This window comes from Angelakisella massiliensis (assembly GCF_900104675.1).
In the GTDB taxonomy this organism is placed as follows: Bacteria; Bacillota; Clostridia; order Oscillospirales; family Ruminococcaceae; genus Angelakisella; species Angelakisella massiliensis.
In genome coordinates this window covers 2,895,385-2,916,095 of the sequence record NZ_LT629945.1, presented here as the reverse complement: position 1 = coordinate 2,916,095, position 20,711 = coordinate 2,895,385, and the positions used below count along the sequence as shown (strand labels likewise).

Annotated in this window: 17 protein-coding genes; 13 read left to right on the top strand and 4 right to left on the bottom strand. The window is 54.4% G+C overall.

The features are described 5' to 3' along the window. The first annotated feature begins 36 nt into the window (after positions 1–36). Together BQ5383_RS19355 and BQ5383_RS19350 are read left to right on the top strand one after the other, a co-directional pair. Positions 37–2,010 (top strand): serine/threonine-protein kinase, encoded by a 1,974-nt coding sequence (locus tag BQ5383_RS19355; RefSeq protein WP_071434787.1) that lies wholly within the window; start codon positions 37–39, stop codon positions 2,008–2,010. A 16-nt stretch (positions 2,011–2,026) separates the two neighbouring features. Further along, entirely contained in the window at positions 2,027–2,368 is a 342-nt protein-coding gene (locus BQ5383_RS19350; protein WP_071434785.1) for a hypothetical protein, read from the top strand. A gap of 347 nt (positions 2,369–2,715) precedes the next feature. Here the strand turns inward: BQ5383_RS19350 and BQ5383_RS19345 are convergent, their stop codons facing one another. Beyond that, a complete protein-coding gene (locus BQ5383_RS19345; protein ID WP_071434783.1) occupies positions 2,716–3,069 on the bottom strand; it encodes a DUF6547 family protein in 354 nt (117 codons plus the stop codon). A 118-nt stretch (positions 3,070–3,187) separates the two neighbouring features. Here BQ5383_RS19345 and BQ5383_RS19340 point away from each other — a divergent pair, with 118 nt between their 5' ends. Next, positions 3,188–3,739 carry a GNAT family N-acetyltransferase gene (locus tag BQ5383_RS19340; protein WP_071434780.1) on the top strand — a complete coding sequence of 184 codons (552 nt, stop codon included), beginning with the start codon at positions 3,188–3,190 and terminating at the stop codon, positions 3,737–3,739. A 45-nt stretch (positions 3,740–3,784) separates the two neighbouring features. On the opposite strand, the gene BQ5383_RS19335 is transcribed toward BQ5383_RS19340, so the two are convergent. Then, positions 3,785–4,600 carry a mechanosensitive ion channel family protein gene (locus BQ5383_RS19335; protein WP_071434778.1) on the bottom strand — a complete coding sequence of 272 codons (816 nt, stop codon included), beginning with the start codon at positions 4,598–4,600 and terminating at the stop codon, positions 3,785–3,787. A 438-nt stretch (positions 4,601–5,038) separates the two neighbouring features. Here BQ5383_RS19335 and BQ5383_RS19330 point away from each other — a divergent pair, with 438 nt between their 5' ends. The 7 genes from BQ5383_RS19330 to BQ5383_RS19295 all read left to right on the top strand — a co-directional run bounded on the left by BQ5383_RS19330 (position 5,039) and on the right by BQ5383_RS19295 (position 13,267). Then, positions 5,039–7,408 carry an ATP-dependent helicase gene (locus BQ5383_RS19330; RefSeq protein ID WP_071434776.1) on the top strand — a complete coding sequence of 790 codons (2,370 nt, stop codon included), beginning with the start codon at positions 5,039–5,041 and terminating at the stop codon, positions 7,406–7,408. An 18-nt stretch (positions 7,409–7,426) separates the two neighbouring features. After that, positions 7,427–8,203 carry an FAD-dependent thymidylate synthase gene (thyX, locus tag BQ5383_RS19325; RefSeq protein WP_071434774.1) on the top strand — a complete coding sequence of 259 codons (777 nt, stop codon included), beginning with the start codon at positions 7,427–7,429 and terminating at the stop codon, positions 8,201–8,203. A 19-nt stretch (positions 8,204–8,222) separates the two neighbouring features. Then, positions 8,223–8,885 carry a dTMP kinase gene (locus BQ5383_RS19320; protein ID WP_071434772.1) on the top strand — a complete coding sequence of 221 codons (663 nt, stop codon included), beginning with the start codon at positions 8,223–8,225 and terminating at the stop codon, positions 8,883–8,885. A gap of 30 nt (positions 8,886–8,915) precedes the next feature. Further along, a complete protein-coding gene (locus tag BQ5383_RS19315; protein WP_071434769.1) occupies positions 8,916–9,812 on the top strand; it encodes a DUF2156 domain-containing protein in 897 nt (298 codons plus the stop codon). 114 nt (positions 9,813–9,926) lie between these two features. After that, the gene (locus tag BQ5383_RS19310) at positions 9,927–10,772 is read left to right on the top strand and encodes a GNAT family N-acetyltransferase (RefSeq protein ID WP_071434767.1); all 846 of its coding nucleotides are present in this window, start codon (positions 9,927–9,929) and stop codon (positions 10,770–10,772) included. Between the two features lie 24 nt (positions 10,773–10,796). After that, positions 10,797–11,399, top strand: a complete 603-nt coding sequence (locus BQ5383_RS19305) for a 5-formyltetrahydrofolate cyclo-ligase (protein ID WP_071434765.1) — start codon at positions 10,797–10,799, stop codon at positions 11,397–11,399. Between the two features lie 626 nt (positions 11,400–12,025). Next, entirely contained in the window at positions 12,026–13,267 is a 1,242-nt protein-coding gene (locus BQ5383_RS19295) for a peptidase U32 family protein (protein ID WP_071434761.1), read from the top strand. 659 nt (positions 13,268–13,926) lie between these two features. On the opposite strand, the gene nth is transcribed toward BQ5383_RS19295, so the two are convergent. Next, entirely contained in the window at positions 13,927–14,577 is a 651-nt protein-coding gene (gene nth, locus BQ5383_RS19285) for an endonuclease III (RefSeq protein ID WP_071434757.1), read from the bottom strand. Between the two features lie 264 nt (positions 14,578–14,841). On the opposite strand from nth, the gene BQ5383_RS19280 reads away from it, so the two are divergent. Both BQ5383_RS19280 and BQ5383_RS19275 read left to right on the top strand, forming a co-directional pair. Next, positions 14,842–16,932 carry a sodium-translocating pyrophosphatase gene (locus BQ5383_RS19280; RefSeq protein WP_071434755.1) on the top strand — a complete coding sequence of 697 codons (2,091 nt, stop codon included), beginning with the start codon at positions 14,842–14,844 and terminating at the stop codon, positions 16,930–16,932. A gap of 244 nt (positions 16,933–17,176) precedes the next feature. Beyond that, the gene (locus BQ5383_RS19275; protein ID WP_071434753.1) at positions 17,177–18,262 is read left to right on the top strand and encodes a substrate-binding domain-containing protein; all 1,086 of its coding nucleotides are present in this window, start codon (positions 17,177–17,179) and stop codon (positions 18,260–18,262) included. A gap of 126 nt (positions 18,263–18,388) precedes the next feature. Here BQ5383_RS19275 and BQ5383_RS22040 read toward each other — a convergent pair whose 3' ends face one another. Next, the gene (locus tag BQ5383_RS22040; protein WP_420835675.1) at positions 18,389–18,658 is read right to left on the bottom strand and encodes a zinc-ribbon domain-containing protein; all 270 of its coding nucleotides are present in this window, start codon (positions 18,656–18,658) and stop codon (positions 18,389–18,391) included. Between the two features lie 334 nt (positions 18,659–18,992). On the opposite strand from BQ5383_RS22040, the gene BQ5383_RS19265 reads away from it, so the two are divergent. After that, the gene (locus BQ5383_RS19265) at positions 18,993–20,552 is read left to right on the top strand and encodes a glycoside hydrolase family 10-like protein (protein ID WP_071434750.1); all 1,560 of its coding nucleotides are present in this window, start codon (positions 18,993–18,995) and stop codon (positions 20,550–20,552) included. Positions 20,553–20,711: the final 159 nt, after the last annotated feature.

Below are 20,711 nucleotides of genomic sequence, written 5' to 3'. Positions count from 1 at the left end.
CTTTTTCCATATCATGATGTAGACAGGAATGAGAGTATGAACCAGACCTTCAATGATACTTATGAGATCAAATCCCTCATCGGTAAGGGAGGAATGTCCGCCGTCTATCTGGCGGAGCACAAGCGCCTGCATACCAGATGGGCCGTCAAGCAGGTTTACAAACGGCAAGCGGGAGGCTTCGATTTTCTGGCGGAATCCAATATCCTCAAAAAGCTCCAGCATCCGATGCTGCCCCGGATTGTGGACATCTTTGAGGACGAAGACAATGTGTATGTGGTAGAGGATTTTGTGGAAGGCATTACCCTGGAGGACTGGCTCAAGGAGCATCAGCGGGTGCCGGAGGAACAGGGGACCGGTTGGTTTAAGGACCTCTGCGGGGTGCTGGAATATCTCCACAGCCGCAAGCCCAACCCCATTGTTTACCGGGATATGAAGCCTTCCAACATTATGCTTCAGCCTGATGGCACACTCAAACTCATTGACTTCGGCATTGCCCGGGAATATAAGCAGGAGGCTACCGCAGACACCACCTATATCGGAACAAAGGGCTACGCCGCGCCGGAGCAGTTCGGCAAGGCCCAGACCGATGAGCGCACTGATATTTACAGCCTGGGAGTGACCATGTATCACCTCCTCACTGGAAAAAGCCCCTATGAGCCGCCGTATCAGTTCGTTCCCGCCAGACAGTTGGTTGCTCAGCTGAGCCCCGGCATGGAATATATTTTGTCCCGGTGCGTCCAGCCGGAGCCGGCGGACCGTTACCAGAATGTGGAGCAGCTGCTGGATGATCTGGAGCACAGCTATCGCTTTGATCAGGCTTATCAAAAGGTGGTTCGCACCAAAAAGCTGCGGGTGATGCTGGTGACGGTGATGTTTCTTGCATCCCTGGCGCTGATGGGCAGCGGCTGGTGGGTGATGGGCAGGGAGGCTGTCGCCCGGGAAAATCAGATCACCGCCCAATATGAGCAGATGCTTCAGGATTCCCAGACACTGCTGAACACCGACCCTCAGGCGGCGCTGGAACAGATTCAGGCGGCGCGGCAGCTGCGTCCTGAGCGGGTGGAGAGTTACCGCCAGGAAGCCTATTACCTCTACCGCACCGGTGGGTATGAGGAATGTGTGAACTATGTCCGGCAGCAGCTGGAAACCTTCCCGGGAGACGGGGAATTGACCCTGATCCTGGCCTCCGCCAGTTACGAATTGGGTGATTATGAGACAGCGGCGGAAAGCTTTTATCAGGGGGCCCAAAGTTCTGATATGGATGAGGGAAATCTGAGAGACTACGCTGTCTGTCTGGCCCGTCTGGACCGGACGGATGAGGCGCAGACTGTGCTGGAGCAGCTGTCAGCTGCCGGGGCATCTTCGGAAGTGACCGATTACGTCCGGGGTGAGCTGTACTATGCCCAACAAGAGTATGATCAGGCGGAAGAGGCGTTCCAGTCCGTCCTGAAGCAGACGGAGGATTCGGGTCTGCGCCGCCGGTGCTATATGGCCCTGGCGGAAACCTACCGGGACAGCCTGCGCTATGACGATTCCATTGCTATCATCCAGCAGGCGCTGACCCAGCCGGAGCTCCAGGGAAATACGGTGCTTTATGAAATGCTGGGAGCGGCCTATTATAACCGAGGGGTCCAAAGCGGCAGCACCGAGGACCTGACCCAGGCGGCAGAATACTTTACCCGGGTGACGGAAGCGGGCGTGGCGAAGGAATATCTGTATGTCAACGCCTTTACAGCCTGGCAATCGGTGGGACAGTACGCCAACGCTTCCCAGGTGCTGGACCGGATGGAGGAGACTTATCCCAACTCCTATGTTCCTCATGCCCTTCGGGCCACCTTGTATATTCTGATTGAGAACACCAAAGCCCAGGACCAGCGGAACTATGCTCCTGCTGTCACCGAGTATGAGCAGGCAGTGGCGCTGGCGGGTGGAAGCGATACAGACACCACCTATCTCCAGCAGCTGGAGGGACTGATGGCGCAGCTGCGTTCCGGCGGCTGGCTGAACTGACAGAGGAGGGATGGGTATGACCACAGGACAGATGCTTTTTTACAGTGGTGTGGGGCTGATGATACTTACTGTTATTACAGCAATTGTATTTACGGCCACAAAGCCCCGGTATGTACCGGAGAAGGCGGAAGGCGATGCCTCCTCTGCTGAGAAGAAAAAAACCGCACCGGCCAAAGGGACAGAGGTTCTCAAAGGTGCCACAGCGCAGTTGACGGGTGGAGACACCCAGCTGCTGGGCGGCGATATTATTCAGCAGCTGGACGCTGAGGCCACGGAGCTGCTGGGCGTTGATGTCAATGAACAGCTGGGGAATGACGCTACTCAACTGCTGGAGGAAGAAAGGACCCAGCTGCTGTAAAAGCTTGATACAGTGGGGGAAATATAAAATTTCCCCAAAGTATGTCTGCCGGGAACAAGATGCAAAAGTACCGGATAAGGCAAAAACAGAGGGTGCCTGTCTGAACGATGCCGAGGACGCAGCCTTTTTGTGGAATGCAGGATGAAAAATACCGGCGCAGATGCATTGGATTTAGGAAAACGTCTTTCCCCTTGGGCGCCGAAAACGGTTTGGTCCCGTCGTGATGGCTTGAGGTGATGCACCTCAGCAGCAGTGGACAACAGCATCCAAGAAATAAAAACAAACCTGCTGGCGGATTGAATTCTGCCAGCAGGTTTTATGTAAAATGCGGATTTTTAAAAAGAAATTTACTCGCAGGGCCATTCCCAGCCCTGGCGCCGCCCAATGAAGTCATAGGATAAGCCTTCGTATTTTCCGGCGGGAAGCTCTTCTCCCTCCAGGGATATGCTCATATTCTTAACACATCTGAGCCATTCCAGATGATCCAACGTGTCGTAGATCCCATCCACATAGGCTGCCAGCAGATAGTCCGCCAGCACATTCCGCTGCTCTTCGCTGAGTTGGGAAAGAACAAGATTCAGTTGTTCCGATGAATCGCCAGGAGCTTTGCCCCGACGCAGGTTAGACGCGCCTGCACAGCTGCGGGACATTTTTACAAGGCCGTCCATCATTTCCTGATAAAGTTTTGTTCCCTTGTCCATCAAAATCCTCCTCTTTGCTTTTAATGCCATTTTCTGATATGCTGGGATCAGCGTTTTTCCAGCTTTTATGGGATATCATAATAAAAACAATTTGTTTTATTGGAAGGAGGGTATATCCATGGAACCCATTGAAACGGAGCGTCTGCTTCTTTTACCCGCCCACCCGGATCTTGCGTGGAAGACAGCGGCTTTTTATCATAAGAACCGAGACTTTTTTGCTCCCCTGGACCCACAGAGGGAGGCTTCCTTTTTTATTCCTGAGGGCCAGCAAGTGCTGCTGGAAGCAGAGCGGGAGCAGTTTGAGCAGCGGCAAAGCTTCCGTTTCTATCTGGTCCTGCGGCAGCAGCCGGGGGAGATCATCGGTCTGGCAGGGCTCAACAATATCGTCTGGGGAGCCTTCCGCTCCTGCTTTCTGGGATATAAATTGGGGGAAGAATTCCAGCACCAGGGATATATGTCCGAAGGGGTGATGGCTCTTTGCCGGTGGGGGTTGGAAAAACAAGGACTGCACCGGATCGAAGCCAACATCATGCCCCGAAATCTGCCTTCCATTGCCGTGGCAGAGCGATGCGGCTTCCAGCTGGAGGGAATGTCACCCAAATATCTGCGCATTGCTGGAGTATGGGAGGATCATCTCCATTTTGTGCTGCTGAGGCCGGATGAGATCTGATCGAAGGCGCTGTCTGCCAGTGACCTTTCCGGGAGGGAATATCAATTACTGCCCTTGCTGCCTCAGCATTCGTACCGGCATCTGAATACCGGCCTGATCCAGGGCGGTTTTCAGCCCCTCCTGAAGATCGTAATACACGGTCCAGTAATCAGCGGTATCCGTCCAGGCCTTACAGACCACTACCATTCCCAGGTCATCGTGGCGATCTACCCGGGCAGTGGGAGCCGGATCCTTGTGGACCAAAGGATGCCGGGCCATTTCGGCGGTAAGGAGCTGTTCCGCCTGGTTCAGGTCGCTGTCACGGCTGATGGTCAGAGATATATCCACACGGCGGGAGGATTCACTGCTGTAATTGGTGATTTTGGCGGTGGTCACCTGTCCGTTGGGGATCATGATCCGTTTGTTGTCCGGGGTGTTCAGAGTGGTATGGAGCAGGTCCACCTGGGTGACAGTTCCGGCAATTCCATCAATATCAACATAGTCTCCCAGTTGGAAGGATTTTGTCAGTACCAGCTGGATGCCTCCCGCCAGATTGGTCAGAGAATCTTTGACTGCCAGGGAAACTGCCAGTCCCACAGCGCCCAAAGCTGCCACAATGGAGCTGGGCTCCACAATGTTCATGGCATCCGCCACCGAGATACCTACCAGTACATAGCAGAAAATCCGCAGGATGGAACAGAGAAAGGGAATGGCGGCATTGTTGATGGAAGTGCGCCGGAGCATCCTGCCTACAAAGGCGACCAGTACTTTGGTCAGTACGATCCCCAGTATCACCGTGGCTGCCAGCATTACCAGCCATGCCCCGAACTGGAGGAGGGGGGAGGTGATGTCTTTGGTCAGTGTCTGATAAAGTTGATCCATAATACAGTCCCCTTGATTCGCTCTTTCTCCACAGCGAGAAAGGGCGCTTTTTGTCCCAATTGTAGCATAAACATGAAAAAAGATAAAGTTATGAGCAATTTTGGGACTTCTGCCTGCTTTCAAAACAACGATGATAATGGTATAATATATAAAATCTTTTATAATGGGGACGATTGGAGAAAATTACCTTTTTCCGCAGCCTTTGGGCCATTTATGGGGAGAGGGAAAGTTTGATGAATGGGACGGAATGCTGAAAACAGTGTCTTCATGGACAAAAAACGTCCATACCTTTGAAATGATCTGCATCTTTGTCCGGTCCGGCTCGTCCTCCATTTTTAATAAGAGTATTATTCCCAGGTATGCTTTCATCATACCGGCCGGGTCCGTTCAGTTCCTGGACGGGCCTGCTTTATCACCATGAACAGGAGATCATCACTTATGACTCAGTTTTCCCCTGAACAATACCGCCGGCTGAAGCTGGAGATATTGGGCCATCTTTTTGGTAAGCTCAACGAAATGCAGCGCTCAGCAGTTTATGCCGTCAAAGGTCCGGTGCTGATTCTGGCGGGGGCCGGCAGCGGCAAAACCACCGTCATCATCAACCGTATTGTCAACCTGCTGCGGTTTGGCTCCGCTTCGGAGGAGGGTGAGGTCCCGGTGCTGTCCCAGGAGGAAATGGACCTGCTGGAGCAGTGTGCCCGGGACGGTTCCCGCTTGGAAGAAGCGGCAGACCTCATCGCCTGGGACCGGCCCAAGCCCTGGAACGTTCTGGCCATCACCTTCACCAATAAGGCGGCGGCGGAACTGCGGCAGCGCCTGACTGATGCTTTGGGAGATGACGGCCAGGAAGTGATGGCGGCCACCTTCCATTCCACCTGTGTCCGCATTCTCCGCAGCGAGATCAGTCATCTGGGCTACCAGTCCAGCTTCACCATCTATGACGCTGATGACAGCCTCCGGGTGGTGAAGGAGTGTCTGGCGGAGCTGAACCTGGACGAAAAGCAGTTCCCGCCCAAAACACTGCTGGGGATCATCTCCTCCGGCAAGGATAAAATGCTCACCCCGGAGCAGCTGGGCCGCTCGGGAGGAGACAACTACCTGATGCAGACCGCCGCCAAAGTCTATCAGCAGTACCAGAGCCGTCTGAAGACCGCCAACGCGGTGGACTTTGACGATCTGATCATTTTGACCGTGCGGCTGTTTCAGCAGTTCCCGGAGGTGCTGGAGAAATATCAGCGGCGCTGGAAGTACATCATGGTGGACGAGTATCAGGATACCAACCATACCCAGTATCTGCTGGTGAGCCTGCTGGCGGGACGCCACCAGAATCTGTGCGTGGTGGGTGATGATGACCAGAGCATTTACAAGTTCCGCGGCGCAACCATTGAAAATATCCTCAGCTTTGAAAATCAGTTTAAGGATACCAAGGTCATCCGCCTGGAACAGAACTACCGCTGCACCTCCCATATTCTGGACGCGGCAAACCATGTCATTGCCAACAACCTCAGCCGAAAGGGCAAGACCCTTTGGACCGACAACGGCGAGGGGGCCAACATTCAGGTCTTTAACGGCACCGACGAGCGGCGGGAGGCTTCCTTTATCGCTGATGTCATTCAGCGGGACGTCCGGGAGGGGGGAGCCTACCGGGATCACGCGGTCCTTTATCGGATGAACGCCCAGTCCAACGTCATTGAGCAGATGTTTATCCGCAGGGGCATCCCTTACCGGATCGTGGGAGGACAGAACTTCTTTGGCCGCAAGGAGGTCAAGGATGTGCTGGCATACCTCAGCGTCATCAATAATCCCGCCGACACCCTGCGGCTGAAACGGATCATCAACGAGCCCAAGCGGGGCATCGGCGACGCTACCCTGGACACCGTGGAGGAAATTGCCGCCATGGTGGGGCAGACCCCCTTTGAGGTGATCGCTGCCGCCCGGGATTACGCCCCTCTGAGCAAAAAAGCGGGGGCTCTTGTTCAGTTTGCCTCCCTGATTTCGGAACTCATTGAGCTGGCGGAGACCAGTTCTCTCATCGACACCCTGGACCAGGTGCTGGAGCGCAGCGGCTATACCGACGCCCTCAGGGCCAAAAAGGATATGGAAAGTCAGGGACGGCTGGAAAACGTGGAAGAACTGCGGACCACCGTCATCAAATATATGGAGGAAACAGAGGAGCCCAGCCTGTCCGGCTTTTTGGAGGAAATTGCCCTGTACACCGATCTGGACAGTCTTTCTCCGGAGGACGATGCGGTGGTGCTGATGACCCTCCATTCCGCCAAAGGATTGGAATTTCCTGTGGTATTCATCGCCGGTATGGAGGAGAATATCTTCCCCAGTTCCCGGGTCCTCAACGACCCCACCGAGATCGAGGAGGAGCGGCGTCTGGCTTATGTGGGCATCACCAGAGCCAAGCAGCGCCTTTACCTCACCAGCGCCGGGGAACGGATGCTCTTCGGCCATACCACCCGCAACCGCCGCTCCCGTTTCACCGGGGAGATCCCCCGGGATATCATCGACCTGCAGGATGAGACCATGCGCAGCTACAGCTTCGGCGGCGGTACCGCTGCCAAGCCCATGACGCCGGGGGTCCGTCCTGCGTCCATCCCCAAGCCGGCTTCCGCTGTTCCCAAGAAGGACGAGCCCTTCACCCTCAAGGCGGGGGACCGGGTGCGCCATTACAAATTTGGAGATGGCAAGATCCTTTCCGTCACACCCATGGGCGGGGATCATCTGGTGCAGATCGCCTTTGATTCCGGCAGCACCAAGAAGCTGATGGCCAGCTATATCAAGCTGGAAAAGATCGGCTGAGAAGAAGGAGGAACCTAAATGAAAGTAACTCTGCTTGCCTATACCCCCGCCCCGGAGATCACCGTGGCCGCAGCCGCCAAGCTGTGCTATTCCCCGGCGGAGATCGGTACGGTGATGGATAACCTGGATGAGGAGAAGGCCGCTAAATTTTTGGATATGCTGGCCGGTCTGGGCCATGAAAGCCCCATTGAGCATGCCAGCTTCACTTTTGGTATCGAGGGGGTTTCCCGTTCGCTGCTGGCCCAGATCACCCGTCACCGCATCGCCTCTTTCAGCGTCCAGAGCCAGCGGTATGTCCGGGAGGATCATTTTGATTTTGTTACCCCGCCGGAGATTTCCGCGGATGCGGAAGCCGCTGAGGAATTTCGTCTGGCTATGGAGGAGGCTGAGGCCCACTATCAGAAGCTGGCCGCCATCCTTAAAAAGAACCACGCAGCCCGCCTGATGGCCCAGGGGATGGAGGAGAAGGAGGCGCTGAAAAAGGCGGAAAAATCCGCCATTGAGGATGCCCGCTTTGTGCTGCCCAACGCCTGCGACACCAAAATGATCATGACCATGAACGCGCGGAGCCTGCGGAACTTTTTCCGGGAACGGTGCTGCAGCCGGGCCCAGTGGGAGATCCGGGCGGTAGCCAAGGAGATGCTCCGTCAGGTGCGCCAGGTGGCTCCCCATTTGTTTGCCCAGAGCGGTCCTCCCTGCCTGAAAGGAGCCTGCCCGGAGGGAAAGATGAGCTGCGGCAGGATGGCGCAGGTACGGGAAGAATATGCTTCCCTTGGCGTCAACGAAGAAGGCTGATGGAAGAAGGCGGGGAAAAATGGGCAAACTGATTGTAATTGAAGGATTGGATGGAAGCGGAAAGGCCACTCAGACGGGCCTGCTGTGCCAGGCTTTGGAACGGGAGGGAAAAGAGCCCCGGCGCATCACCTTTCCCGACTATGATTCCCCCTCCTCGGCGCTGGTGAAAATGTACCTGTCGGGAGAACTGGGAGGAGTGGACGAGGTGGGCGCTTACGGCGCGTCCCTCTTTTATACGGTGGACCGTTATGCCAGTTATCTGAAAAACTGGAAGAGGGATTATCAGGCGGGAGGACTGATCCTTTCCGACCGGTATGCCACCTCCAATATTCCCCATCAAATGTCAAAGCTCCCCCGGGACCAGTGGGATGATTATCTCCGCTGGCTGCGGGAGCTGGAATATGAGCGGGTGGGACTGCCCGCCCCCGATCTTGTGGTTTATCTGGACATGGACCCCAACACCTCCCGGCGGCTGCTGAGCAAGCGATATCAGGGAGACGAGAGCCGCAGGGACATTCATGAAAAAAATTTGGAATATCTCTTCCACTGTCGTGAAGCGGCCCTTTACGGCGGCGAGAAGGAAGGCTGGCGGATCATCCGCTGCTGCGATGGCAGCGATCCCTATCCGCCGGAGGAGATCCACCGTCAGGTGCTGGCGGCGGTCCGTCCGGTGCTGGGATGATGATAGCCATAGAGGAAAGAAAGGAATTTTATGCTGGAATTTAAACCCATTGAGTGCGCCGATCAGCAGGCGATGAACCGCTTTTTGCTGCGGAAAGGGAATCTGAGCGCTCACCGGAATTTCACTACCCTGTATATGTGGGGAAAGCTGTTCGACCAGCAGTGGTGCGAACAGGATGGATGGCTGTTTATCCGGGCAGGGGAGAGCTTTTACCTGCCCCTGGGGGAGGAAGGAAAGACAGACCTCACCTGGCCGGTGGAGCAGATCAAGGCCTGGTCGGATGAGCATGGCGTCCCCCTGACCATCTGGGGGGTGGAAGCTGAGGAGCGGCAGCGTCTGGAGGCCGCATTCCCGGGCAAGTTCCTTTACCAGCCCATGCGGGAGTATGCCGATTATGTCTATGGGGTGGAGAAGCTGTCCGAATTGGCAGGCAAAAAGCTTCACGGCAAACGCAACCATATCAATAAATTCATCCAGCTCAATCCTGATTGGCGGTTTGAAACGATCACGGCAGAAAATATCGACGAGGTTTATTCCATGAATCAGGCTTGGTGCCGCCGCAATGACTGCGATAAAAACTCCTCCCTCCAGGAAGAGGCCTGTGCGGTGCGCCGCTGTTTCCGCCATTATGAGGAATTGGGGCTGCTGGGCGGTCTGATCCGGGATCAGGAGGGAAAGGTGGTAGCCTATTCCATGGCTTCGCCCCTGGGTACGGAGGCAGTGGATGTCCACATTGAAAAGGCTTTTGCGGAGGTGGCCGGAGCCTATACCATCATCAACAGGGAAATGGTCCGCTACCTGAAGCAGAAGCTGCCGGGTCTTCTGTGGATCAACCGGGAGGATGACACGGGAGACGAGGGCCTGCGGAAGGCGAAGCTTTCCTACCAGCCGGATCTGCTGGTGGAAAAAGAGCTGGCCACCTGGTAATAAGGTGTACAGAGCGGATCTGTTTGAGCGGAGTATATTGGAAAAGGAGCGCTTTGGCGCTGCTTTTCCGGAGTGAAACGATTTGCCCCCATTGAATCAGAAGGAGCTGACGATATGATAAGAACCGCCCGCGGGGAGGACCTGCCCGCCCTGATGGAACTAAGCCGCCTTTGTTTTGGTGACAGTGAGGAATGGCTCAGCCTGTTTTACAGCAAGGGAGTTGTGCTGGAACGGGACTGTTGGGTGTGGGAGGAAGAAGGAAAGGTTCCGGCGATGGCCTTTACCCTGCCCTGCCTGTGGCGGAAGGGAGGAGCCGCCCTTCCCTGCATCTATCTGTATTCAGTGGCCACTCATCCTCAGTGGAGGGGACGGGGGCTGAGCACCAAACTGCTGGAGGGAATCTGGCAGGGGGCAATGGCCCAGGGATGTCAGGCGGCGATCCTGGTACCGGGAGAAGAAAGCCTGTTTGAATTTTATCGCAAGCGGGGATACCGTGTTTGTTCCTGGCTGGCTTTCGGCGATGGGGGAAGACTGCCGGAGGCGGAACCTCTGTCCGTCACCAGCACCAATGCCGTGGACTATTTTACGGTGCGGGAAAGGCTGCTGGGCAATCTCTCCCATTGCAGCTGGGGACGGCAGGCGCTGGCCTTCCAGCAGGAGCAGTCCTGTTTGCTGGGCGGCGGTTTGTACCTGTTTGATGGAGGCGCAGGATGCTGCGTGGTGGAGCGATGGGAGAATCAGGTTTACTGTAAGGAGCTGTTGGCTCCCCGGGAGCTGGTACCCGGCTGTCGGGCAGCGTTGGCAAAGATGTTCCCGGACAGTGATTTCCAGTTCCGTCTGCCCATTGAGACTGGGGAACGGCTGGGATTTTCCTGCCGCCCCTTTGCCATGGCCCGCTATGCTTCTCCGTTGGGGGAGGAAATCATTGTAGGAGGATATTTTGCCCTGGCGCTGGACTGATGTCACAGGAAAGGAGACGGTCCCATGGAGCAGGCCCCTTGGAAGAACCCGGCAGATCAGGAAAAACGGCTTCTGCGCAGGATGCTGCTGGAACAGCGCAAAGCCCTGACCCCGGCGCAGCGATGTCTGCTGGAAAGTGATATCGCCCGTCAGGTATTGGCAATGTCCGCCTATCTTCAGACGCAGCTGGTACTGCTTTATCTGTCCACTCCCTGGGAGATCGGTACCTCTATATTGGTTGCCCATGCTTTGGGACTGGGAAAGGCTGTGGCGATCCCCAGATGTTATGGTCAGGGGGAGATGGATTTTTGCCTCTTTGACGATCACCGGAAGCTGGTACCGGGTTTTCACGGCATTTTGGAACCGCCCCGGGAGACTCCTGCCCTGAAGGTTTCTGAGATGACGGGAGCCTTCTGCGTGGTTCCGGCATTGGCGGCGGACCGGCAGGGATACCGCCTGGGATACGGCGGTGGATATTATGACCGTTTTCTGCTTCATTTTCCCGGAGAAACAGCAGTGCTTGTCCGGGAGGAAACAGTGCTGGAACAGCTGCCCCGGGAGCCATTTGACCATCCGGTGAACTGGGTGGTGACAGAAAAAAGGGTCATCCCCGCTCAGACGGATTAAACGGCGGGTTTCCTTTCCACACGGCGCCAGGACAGAAAAACTCCCTGGCTTCCCCCAAAGCCGGATAAAATGGATGATTTGTCACCCAAGACTTTTTACATAAGATCTTCCTCCTGTGTCTTGCTGCGGGAAAGGGGAGGAAAAGGGGAAATCCAGGGACAAGGAAACCATCTGCTCCTGTCCCTGGATTTCATCTGCCGGCAAATTCAGTTTTGTGTCACAGCTGGCGGCAGCCTCGGCAATCAGCGGATAAACCTGATTTTCAGCTGGGTACACACCTGAGAAAAGTGGATTTCTCCATGTCCGGTCAACATATGTCCGGGCAGTTTGTGCGATTTTGGAGGGCGGCAGATCATCCCATCCGGCCCTCCGAAACAGGGGATGTTTTTTAGCAGCAGCAGTCGCTGTTATTGAGCAGCACCACCATCAGCAGCAGGATAAGGAAGCAGTTATTGTTGAGCAGCCCACATACTTTCTGTCCACAGCAGTTCATAAGTAGTCACCTCACGTTATAGTCCCCCGCTCTCTCGCCGACGGAAGGAGCGGGTGGTGATTTATCCTATGCCCCAGAGGCAGGAAAGGTGACAATAAAAGAAAAACTTTGAAAATTAAAGGAGAGATGACCCATGTCATTGCGCCCACCGGAGGTGCTGGCCCCCGCGGGGGATATGGAGCGATTTTTGGCGGCCCTGCGCTATGGGGCGGATGCCATTTATCTGGGGGGAAAGCTGCATAATATGCGGGCGTCCACCCGCAGCTTTACCACGGAAGAACTGGCCCAGGCGGTATCACTGGCCCACCGGCAGGGGGTAAAGGTGTATTTTACCTGCAATACCCTTCCTGTCAATGGGGAGATCCCTGCCCTGGAGTCCTACCTGGCGGAGGTGGCCGGCACAGGGGTGGATGCCTTTATTGTGGCGGATATCGGTGTGATGATGGCGGCCCGTCGGGCGGCTCCCCAAACAGCCATCCATATTTCTACCCAGGCAGGGGTGACCAATTACCTGACAGCGACGGAGCTGTACAAGCTGGGAGCCAGTCGTGTGGTGCTTGCACGGGAGCTTTCCCTGGAGGATATCCGCTGTATCCGGGAAAATACACCGCCCCAGCTGGAGCTGGAGTGCTTTGTGCATGGGGCCATGTGTATGTCTTTTTCCGGGCGATGCCTGCTGTCCGATTATTTTGTGGGGCGCAGCGCCAACCGGGGTGAGTGCGCTCAGCCCTGCCGTTGGTCCTACTATCTGATGGAGGAAAAGCGGCCGGGGCAGTATTTTCCGGTTTTTGAGGATGAGAAGGGTTCCTATATCCTCAATGCCAAGGATCTGTGTCTCATCGAATCATTGGATCAATTGTGCCGGGCGGGGGTCAGCTCGCTGAAGATCGAAGGCCGGGCGAAATCCGCTTATTATGTGGCGGTAGTGACCAACGCTTACCGCAACGCGGTGGATTTGTATCTGAAGGACCCTGAAAACTACCAGCTGCCTCAGTGGCTTTTGGAGGAAACCCGGAAGGTGAGCCATCGGGATTATTCAGATGGTTTTCTGTACGGCAGGCCGGAACAGGCCCAGTGTTATGAAAGCGGCGGCTATATCCGTCAGTGGGATGTGGCGGCGGTTGTGGAGCGCTGGGAAGCGGGACGCCTCTACTGTGTACAGCGGAACCGCTTTTATGAGGGGGACCGGCTGGAAGCGCTGATTCCCCGGGGGATGCCGGTGGAGCTGGAGGCAAGGGACCTGCGGAATGAAGCGGGAGAGAAGATTCCCTGCGCCAATCGTGCCGCCGCCCCTTTTTCCATGGCTTGCGGCCAGCCTTTACCGGAGGGAACCATTCTCCGGGCACCCAAGGGAGAGCAGCCGCAAGGAAAATGATGGCTGTGGCCAAAAGCTGTGAAATGGAAAACCCGCAGTCAAAGAGGTGCGCTTTTTTGGAATCTTCATGCCGAGGCGCTCACGAACCGTTCAGAGAGTACCTGCCATGGTTTTGGCGGGTACTTTTTTCGTTTTAAGGAAACCGCTAAAGGGGTCGTTTTGTTTTGGTTCCCATATAAACATGGTCGCCTGATTTCTTGGATTATCCGCATAAAAGAGAACAAAGCCAACCGATTCCGTTGGATGGCGATGCGGCAAATATTTCCGGAGGATTCGTTTGTGTGAACAGCTGGGCCAAAAGAATTTGCCCTGATGTTCTTTATAGCAGTGACAAAAATTTTCCGCAAACAGAAAAGCGGACCGATCCTCACGGACCGGTCCATTTCAAACTGCAGAAAAATCTGTTTCCAAGAAAAAATTCAAAATCATAAAAATCAGGACATGTGCCTGATTTTTATACCACAACCCGCGCCCACCGGGGCGCGAAACCGGGGGTATCGCCGCTGGTTTCATCAGGAACCAGTCGGCGTATCCAGGGGGACTGGGTCCCCCTGGAAGCGTGGCGAACTTTTTCGACACGCTCAATCGGACCGATCCTCACAGACCGGTCCGATTTTTAATGCTGTCATAATGTTATGTTTCCCAGGAAAAGAAAGTGATTACTTGGCAATATAAGTGATGCCTTTTTTCTTTGCTTCGCAAATTTCACCCAGAATGCAATTTTCACACTTGGGACGGCGGGCGATGCAGGTTTCCCGGCCAAAGAGAACCAAACGGTGGCAAAAGTCATTGGATTTGTCCGGAGGAAGCAAAGGACGCAGCTGATTTTCCACCTTCAAAGGATCTTTCCCCGTGGTCAGCCCCAGCAGGTTGGTAATGCGGATGCAGTGGGTATCACACACGATGGCAGGTTTGCCGAAAATATCGCCCACCACCAGGTTGGCGGTTTTGCGTCCGATTCCCGGCAGCTTTACCAGATCATCGATATTGTCCGGAACCTCTCCGCCAAAGTCACTCATAATCATCTGAGCCAAGGCGATAATATCCCGGGCCTTGGTTTTATACAGCCCGCAGGATTTGATGCACTGCTCCACATCCGACAGCTCCGCACAGGCGAAATCCCCGATGGTGGGGTACTTGGCAAACAGATCCTTGGTGACAATGTTCACCCGTTCGTCGGTGCACTGGGCGGCCAGGCGGGTGGCAATGAGAAGCTCATGAGGCTTGCGATATTGTAAAGAACATTGTGCGCCGGGATACTTTTCTTCCAACAGCGCAATGGCCCGCAGGGCTCTTTCTTTTTTGGTCATGGGATGGGCAGCTCCTTCCGCCGCGCAGCGGCATACAGCAAATGCAATAAAATGTAATAAAAGCGAAATCAAATTCATTGTATAAGATTGTTTTAATCTTGTCAAGATTTGTAATAAACGAATTATCGTCGGAAAAAAATTAGATTTTTGCCACCCGCTTTTATTTATAATAGACAAAATCCTATTGACATAATTATGAAGGGACCGTAAAATATAAGTTACCTTAATGGGCATGATTATGGAAAAAGAAAGAAGATGATGTGAATGGATCTGATGTTTTTGGCTCCGGTAGGAGCCGTCGTGGCGCTGGCCTATGCAGCGCTTTTGGCGGGCCGGGTCATGAAGGCGGAGGAAGGAACCCCCCGTATGAAGGAGATCGCCGGCCATATCAGGGCAGGTGCCGGTGCGTACCTCAAACGGCAGTATAAGACGGTAGCTGTCTTTTTTGTGGGTGTGTTTGTGCTGCTGGAGCTGCTGGCCTTTGTGGGATATGTGAACTTTTATGTTCCCATGGCCTTCATTACCGGCGGTATCTTTTCCGCACTTTCCGGCTATGTGGGCATGAAGATCGCTACTGCCGCCAACAGCCGTACCGCCAATTCCGCCCGTCATTCCCTCAACAGCGGCCTGAAGGTGGCTTTCTCCGCCGGTGCTGTAATGGGCTTTACAGTGGTGGGCCTGGGTATGCTGGATATGTCCATCTGGTACTATATCCTGAAATTCGTTTTCTCCGGTCTGGAGCCTGCCGCTCAGGCCCGGGAGATTTCCTCCTCCATGGTCACCTTTGGTATGGGTGCTTCCGCCATGGCGCTGTTTGCCCGTGTGGGCGGCGGTATTTTCACCAAGGCCGCTGATGTGGGCGCTGACCTGGTGGGTAAGGTGGAGGCCGGTATCCCCGAGGACGACCCCCGCAACCCCGCTGTCATTGCCGATAACGTAGGCGACAATGTGGGCGACGTGGCCGGTATGGGTGCGGATCTGTACGAATCCTACGCAGGCGCCCGTCTGTCCGCCTGTGCTCTGGCTGTAGCCGCTGGCTGCGGCGCAAACGGCATGGCGCTGCCTGTTGCCCTGTGCACACTGGGAATTCTGGCTTCCGTCATCGGCTCCCTTTTTGTCAAGACCGATGAAAACGCCTCCCAGCGTAATCTTTTGTCCGCATTGAGAAAAGGCACCTATATCAGCGCTATCCTGGTTGCTGTGGGTTCCTTCTTCCTGGTCCGCTGGATGCTGGAGCCTAAGTTCTTCGGCGTTTACTGGGCGATTCTGTCCGGTTTGCTGGCTGGTGTGCTCATCGGCTATTTCACCGAGTATTACACCTCCGATTCCTACAAGCCCACCCAGAAGCTGTCCACCACCTCCCGGACAGGTCCCGCCACCATCATCATCGGCGGTTTGTCTCTGGGCATGCTGTCCACCGCGGTGCCGGTCATTATTGTCTGCATCTCGGTACTGGTGAGCTTCTATATGTCCGGCGGCAGTGCTGATTTCAATCTGGGACTGTTTGGTATCGCGCTGTCCGCTGTAGGTATGCTGTCCACTCTGGGCATCACCCTGGCTACCGATGCTTATGGTCCTGTGGCTGACAATGCCGGCGGTATTGCTGAGATGGCTGGTTTGGAAGAAGTGGTTCGGGAGCGCACCGACGCTCTGGATTCTTTGGGCAATACCACCGCTGCCACCGGCAAGGGCTTTGCTATCGGTTCCGCTGCTCTTACCGCCTTGGCGCTGATCGCCGCCTTTATTGATCAGGTCAATCAGCTGGATCCTCAGTTCCAGTTCAATCTGGCCATTACCAATCCGCCCACGCTGGTGGGATTGTTCATCGGCGCGATGCTTCCCTTTGTTTTCGGCGCCATGACCATGGATTCTGTTGGCAGAGCCGCTCAGAGCATCGTTATTGAGGTGCGCCGTCAGTTCAAGGAGATCAAAGGTATCATGACCGGCGAAGGAAAGCCTGATTATGAAACCTGCGTGGATCTGTGCACCCGTTCCGCTCTGAAGGAAATGGTAGCTCCCGCTGTGATGACCCTGCTGGCTCCTATCCTGGTGGGCATCATTCTGGGTGTTGACGGTGTGGCCGGTATGCTGGCGGGCTCCACCATCTCCGGCTTTGTGCTGGCGGTGATGATGTCCAACGCGGGCGGCGCCTGGGATAACGCCAAAAAGTACATCGAGGCCGGACATGAGGGCGGCAAAGGCAGCGAGTGCCACAAAGCCGCTGTTGTGGGCGACACTGTGGGCGATCCCTTCAAGGATACCAGTGGTCCCGCTATCAATATTCTCATCAAACTGCTTTCAGTGGTAGCCATTGTTTTTGCTGGCGTATTCCTCAATTTCAATCTCATTAAATAATTCTGAAGAAAGCGGCGCAGGCATTTTTGAGGAAAAACAAAGGATGCATGACATGGTTTTGACAAAATGTCGAACAGCCCCGGTTGAATTTGTTCATATTTGTCTCCTTGCAAAAGCACCTTAGGTATGATAAAATACATATGATTATGGAGCAGACCGTCCTCTTGTCAGGCCGGTCAGGATCAAATCAAACCTTTCCCGATGACCGGAGCTTTTTCGGAAAAAGGGAGAAAAGGGGACTGAAATGAAACATATCTTTGTTTATCTGGTAGTGGGAGCGCTCATCTTCTCTTATATTGGCGCCCATGCTGCCTCTCAGATGCCGGACGAACCCTCTTTTATGCCTGTTGCCCGTATCGCAGCCGCGGTGGCGGAAGCACCGGCGGAAGAGGAAGAGGCACAGCCGATCCAGGCAGGTATTTTGCTGGAATGTGCCGATGATGTGGAAACTGCCCGTTTCAAGAACTCTTTTGAAAAGAGCCTGGGAGAAGAAGCATCGGTCCACACTTTGGATGCCGCTGGCAACAGCGACACCCAGCAGGTGATGTTCCGCAAGATGCTGGATGAGAATTATTCTGTAATCGTTGTAGACCTGGCCGATACCACCAATGCGGATTCCTTTGCGGAAGCGGCAGTGGAAAAGGATATTCCCCTTATTTTCATGGGGGCGGAGCCGGATGCTGAGACCTTGAACAAGGGCGATAAGCTGTATTATATTGGCTTTACCGATTATGATCCGGTAGAAGTTGCGGCTGAAGAGATCGTCCGCATCTGGAATCTCAATCAGGATCTGCTGGATTACCGCACCAATAACCCCGATGTGCTGGCCTATTCCGCCTTCACCTCTGAAGGGATGGAGAACAGCGGCAATCAGGATGTTTTTGAGGGAGTTTTGGCAGACGCAGAGATCGAAAGTGAACTGATGCAGGATTCTGAGACCCGTTATTACGACTATGATCTGTATGATGTAGTGGACGATTCCCTGTATGACAAATCGGAACTGTTCCTTTGCGAGCGGAGTGTGGATGCTCAAAAGATCGTAGACTATTTTGACGATCCGCTGGAGTTTGCCAGCCGTCCTCTTACCCAGCTGGTTGTGCTGAGTGTGGACGATGGCGCCCGCCAGTTGGTGGAGAGCGGCAAGGTATTGATGGCTTGCGGCTCCGACAGCAATGAACTGGGTGCCAGTGCCGCCCGATTGGCCAAGCTGTTGGTTTCCGGTGAAAAACCTGATGCTGATAACATGGCTTTGGAGATGGAGAATGAGCGGTATTTCTATCTGCCCTACACTCTGCTGACAGGTGAAGTTCCTGCTGCGGAAGAAGAGTAAAAATCTGGTTTCACAACGAAAGAAGCGGCTGGTCGCGAAAGACCGGCCGCTTTTACTTTTAGTATGCTTCAGAGAAACGATGCCCCCGGCTTAGCCGGGGGCATGACAGTGATGCTGGATTTCTGGTCAAATACGTTGCCCGCACCGATTGCAATAGGCGCTGCCCGGAGGATTGGGATGACCGCAATAGGGACATTGGCCGGATGGGGGAGCGGCACGCCGAAGCAGCCGCAGCTCTCCTGGACGAAAAGAGGCGCGCTGTCCGGCGGCAATTTCTTTCGCAACACTTTCTTCCACCTGACAAACGGCCCCGCATCCACCGCAGACCGCAATATATTGGCGGTGATATTTAATGAGGGGCAAAAAGAAAAAGTGGAAATAATCGTAATTTACCATAAGAGTAAAAAAAGCAGCTTGTCCACAGCCGGGACAGGTCCCGGAAATACCGCCCCTGAGCTGCTTCATTTTATGGTCAAAGCCAAAGATGCCGATAAAAAACAAAATGATCCCTCCAGCCGCAATGAAAAATCCAACTGAATCAAGGAAAGAGTTCTTAGTTTTCAGCATACCATAAAAGCGGAGCCTTTGTAAAGACAAAGGCCGCTGTTGTGTACCGGCAGGATTTTCCGCTCCCCGGCGGTATTGACCAGCAGGGCGGAAATCGTTACAATAGGGGGAGCGACTGTCGGAAGGCGGCGTTTGATGTCAAATAAAGTCGGAGGGATCTGTTTTGCTCAAGAAAACCATTGCTTTTATGTTAGCGCTGTCATTGGTATTTTCCATGGCGGCCTGCGGGAGCGGAAAAGAACCTCCGGAGCAGTCCGGCAGCATAGTGAGTGGTTCTGAGGTGCTGATTTTTTCCAGCTCCCAGGAAGAAAAGCCATCTCATCCGCCGGAAAGCCCGGAGGCTGTGCCGGAAACGGAGAGCTCCTCTTCCAAAGAAAATGAGAACAGCAGTTCATCTTCTTCTCAGCAGCCTGCTTCTTCTTCTGAGCAGGAGAGTTCTTCCAGTTCCTCTCAGGCTCCTTCCTCTTCCTCTTCTCAGGCTTCTTCTGCCGCTTCCCGTCCTGTGAGCTCTTCGGAGAGCCAGGAAGAAAAAGAAGAACCGGAAGAAGAATGGGAGGAAGAACAGGAGGAACCGGAAAGTCAGTCACGGCCGTCCTCTCCAGTGGATACAGGGGATGAAGTGCGGGCGATGTGGATCTCCTATTTGGAGCTTGGCACCATGCTTACTGGAAAGTCCCGTTCCCAGTTTGCGGCCAATATCCGGGAAGCCTGCGAAACCTGTGCCGATTTTGGTCTGAATACAATTATTTTGCAGGTGCGCCCCTATGGTGACGCCATTTATCCATCGGATTATTTCCCTGGTTCCTACCTTTTTGACGGCAAGGAAAAGGGTGTGGGAGAGGTTCCCTTTGACGCTTTGGAGGTGGCAGTGGAGGAGGCTCATGCCGCCGGATTGCGGCTGGAGGCATGGATTAATCCCTACCGGGTGCGTACCTCTTCGGCCCGTGCGCTCAGCAGTGATAATCCAGCTGCTATTTGGCTGGATGAAGGCAGCGACGCGGTGGTGAAGATGGGAGAGGTGATCTCCTATAATCCCGGCAGCGAGGAAGCCCAGGACCTGATTGTGGACGGCGTGCGGGAGATCGTGGAAAATTATCAGGTGGATGGCATCCATTTTGATGACTACTTCTATCCTACCACTGACACGGCTTTTGACAGTGAGATGTACAGTGACTATAAGTCCGGCGGCGGTACCCAGAGCCTGGCTGCCTGGAGACGGAGCAATGTTACTCAGCTGGTGGAAAAGGTTTACAGCGCCGTCAAGAGTGTGGATTCTTCCGCTACCTTTGGCATCAGCCCCCAGGGAAACAACAGCAATAACCTTAATTCCCAGTATGTGGATGTTGCTGAGATCATCTCCCTTGAAATTGTGGATTATGTTTGTCCGCAGATGTATTTCGGATTCAAAAACAGCGGCTGTCCCTATCAGAGTACCATTGAGAGCTTCAATAAAATGGCCAAAGGCACCAGCGTCAAAATCTATGTGGGCCTTGCCACCTATAAATTCGGCAATGTGGATACCTGGGCTGGCAGCGGCAAAAATGAATGGGTAGACAGCACCGATCTGCTGGCCCGGCAGGTGGAGGCGGCCCGGGAGCTGTCAGAATATGGCGGTTTTGTGCTTTACCGCTATGACAGTACCTTTAATTATAAGAGCTTTTATTCCTCCGGCGTTTGGGACCAGGTGGAAACGGAGCTTGACAATCTCAGGGATGTTCTCTGAGATGCTGTTTGAAAAAGCGGCCACATAGAGTTTTACAGTTTGCGGGGGAAGGGTATGGAAATACTGCCGGCAGGATGTTTTCGACAGCTTTCCGTCCCTTCCCCGGGAATGTTTTTCAAGGGGCATGATCCCCGGACGTAATTTTCATCGGAGGAACCT

Coding starts and splice junctions, on each gene's coding strand:
- BQ5383_RS19355 (WP_071434787.1), top strand. CDS start 37: ATGAACCAGACCTTCAATGATACTTATGAGATCAAATCCCTCATCGGT.
- BQ5383_RS19350 (WP_071434785.1), top strand. CDS start 2,027: ATGACCACAGGACAGATGCTTTTTTACAGTGGTGTGGGGCTGATGATA.
- BQ5383_RS19345 (WP_071434783.1), bottom strand. CDS start 3,069: ATGGACAAGGGAACAAAACTTTATCAGGAAATGATGGACGGCCTTGTA.
- BQ5383_RS19340 (WP_071434780.1), top strand. CDS start 3,188: ATGGAACCCATTGAAACGGAGCGTCTGCTTCTTTTACCCGCCCACCCG.
- BQ5383_RS19335 (WP_071434778.1), bottom strand. CDS start 4,600: ATGGATCAACTTTATCAGACACTGACCAAAGACATCACCTCCCCCCTC.
- BQ5383_RS19330 (WP_071434776.1), top strand. CDS start 5,039: ATGACTCAGTTTTCCCCTGAACAATACCGCCGGCTGAAGCTGGAGATA.
- thyX (WP_071434774.1), top strand. CDS start 7,427: ATGAAAGTAACTCTGCTTGCCTATACCCCCGCCCCGGAGATCACCGTG.
- BQ5383_RS19320 (WP_071434772.1), top strand. CDS start 8,223: ATGGGCAAACTGATTGTAATTGAAGGATTGGATGGAAGCGGAAAGGCC.
- BQ5383_RS19315 (WP_071434769.1), top strand. CDS start 8,916: ATGCTGGAATTTAAACCCATTGAGTGCGCCGATCAGCAGGCGATGAAC.
- BQ5383_RS19310 (WP_071434767.1), top strand. CDS start 9,927: ATGATAAGAACCGCCCGCGGGGAGGACCTGCCCGCCCTGATGGAACTA.
- BQ5383_RS19305 (WP_071434765.1), top strand. CDS start 10,797: ATGGAGCAGGCCCCTTGGAAGAACCCGGCAGATCAGGAAAAACGGCTT.
- BQ5383_RS19295 (WP_071434761.1), top strand. CDS start 12,026: ATGTCATTGCGCCCACCGGAGGTGCTGGCCCCCGCGGGGGATATGGAG.
- nth (WP_071434757.1), bottom strand. CDS start 14,577: ATGACCAAAAAAGAAAGAGCCCTGCGGGCCATTGCGCTGTTGGAAGAA.
- BQ5383_RS19280 (WP_071434755.1), top strand. CDS start 14,842: ATGGATCTGATGTTTTTGGCTCCGGTAGGAGCCGTCGTGGCGCTGGCC.
- BQ5383_RS19275 (WP_071434753.1), top strand. CDS start 17,177: ATGAAACATATCTTTGTTTATCTGGTAGTGGGAGCGCTCATCTTCTCT.
- BQ5383_RS22040 (WP_420835675.1), bottom strand. CDS start 18,658: ATGGTAAATTACGATTATTTCCACTTTTTCTTTTTGCCCCTCATTAAA.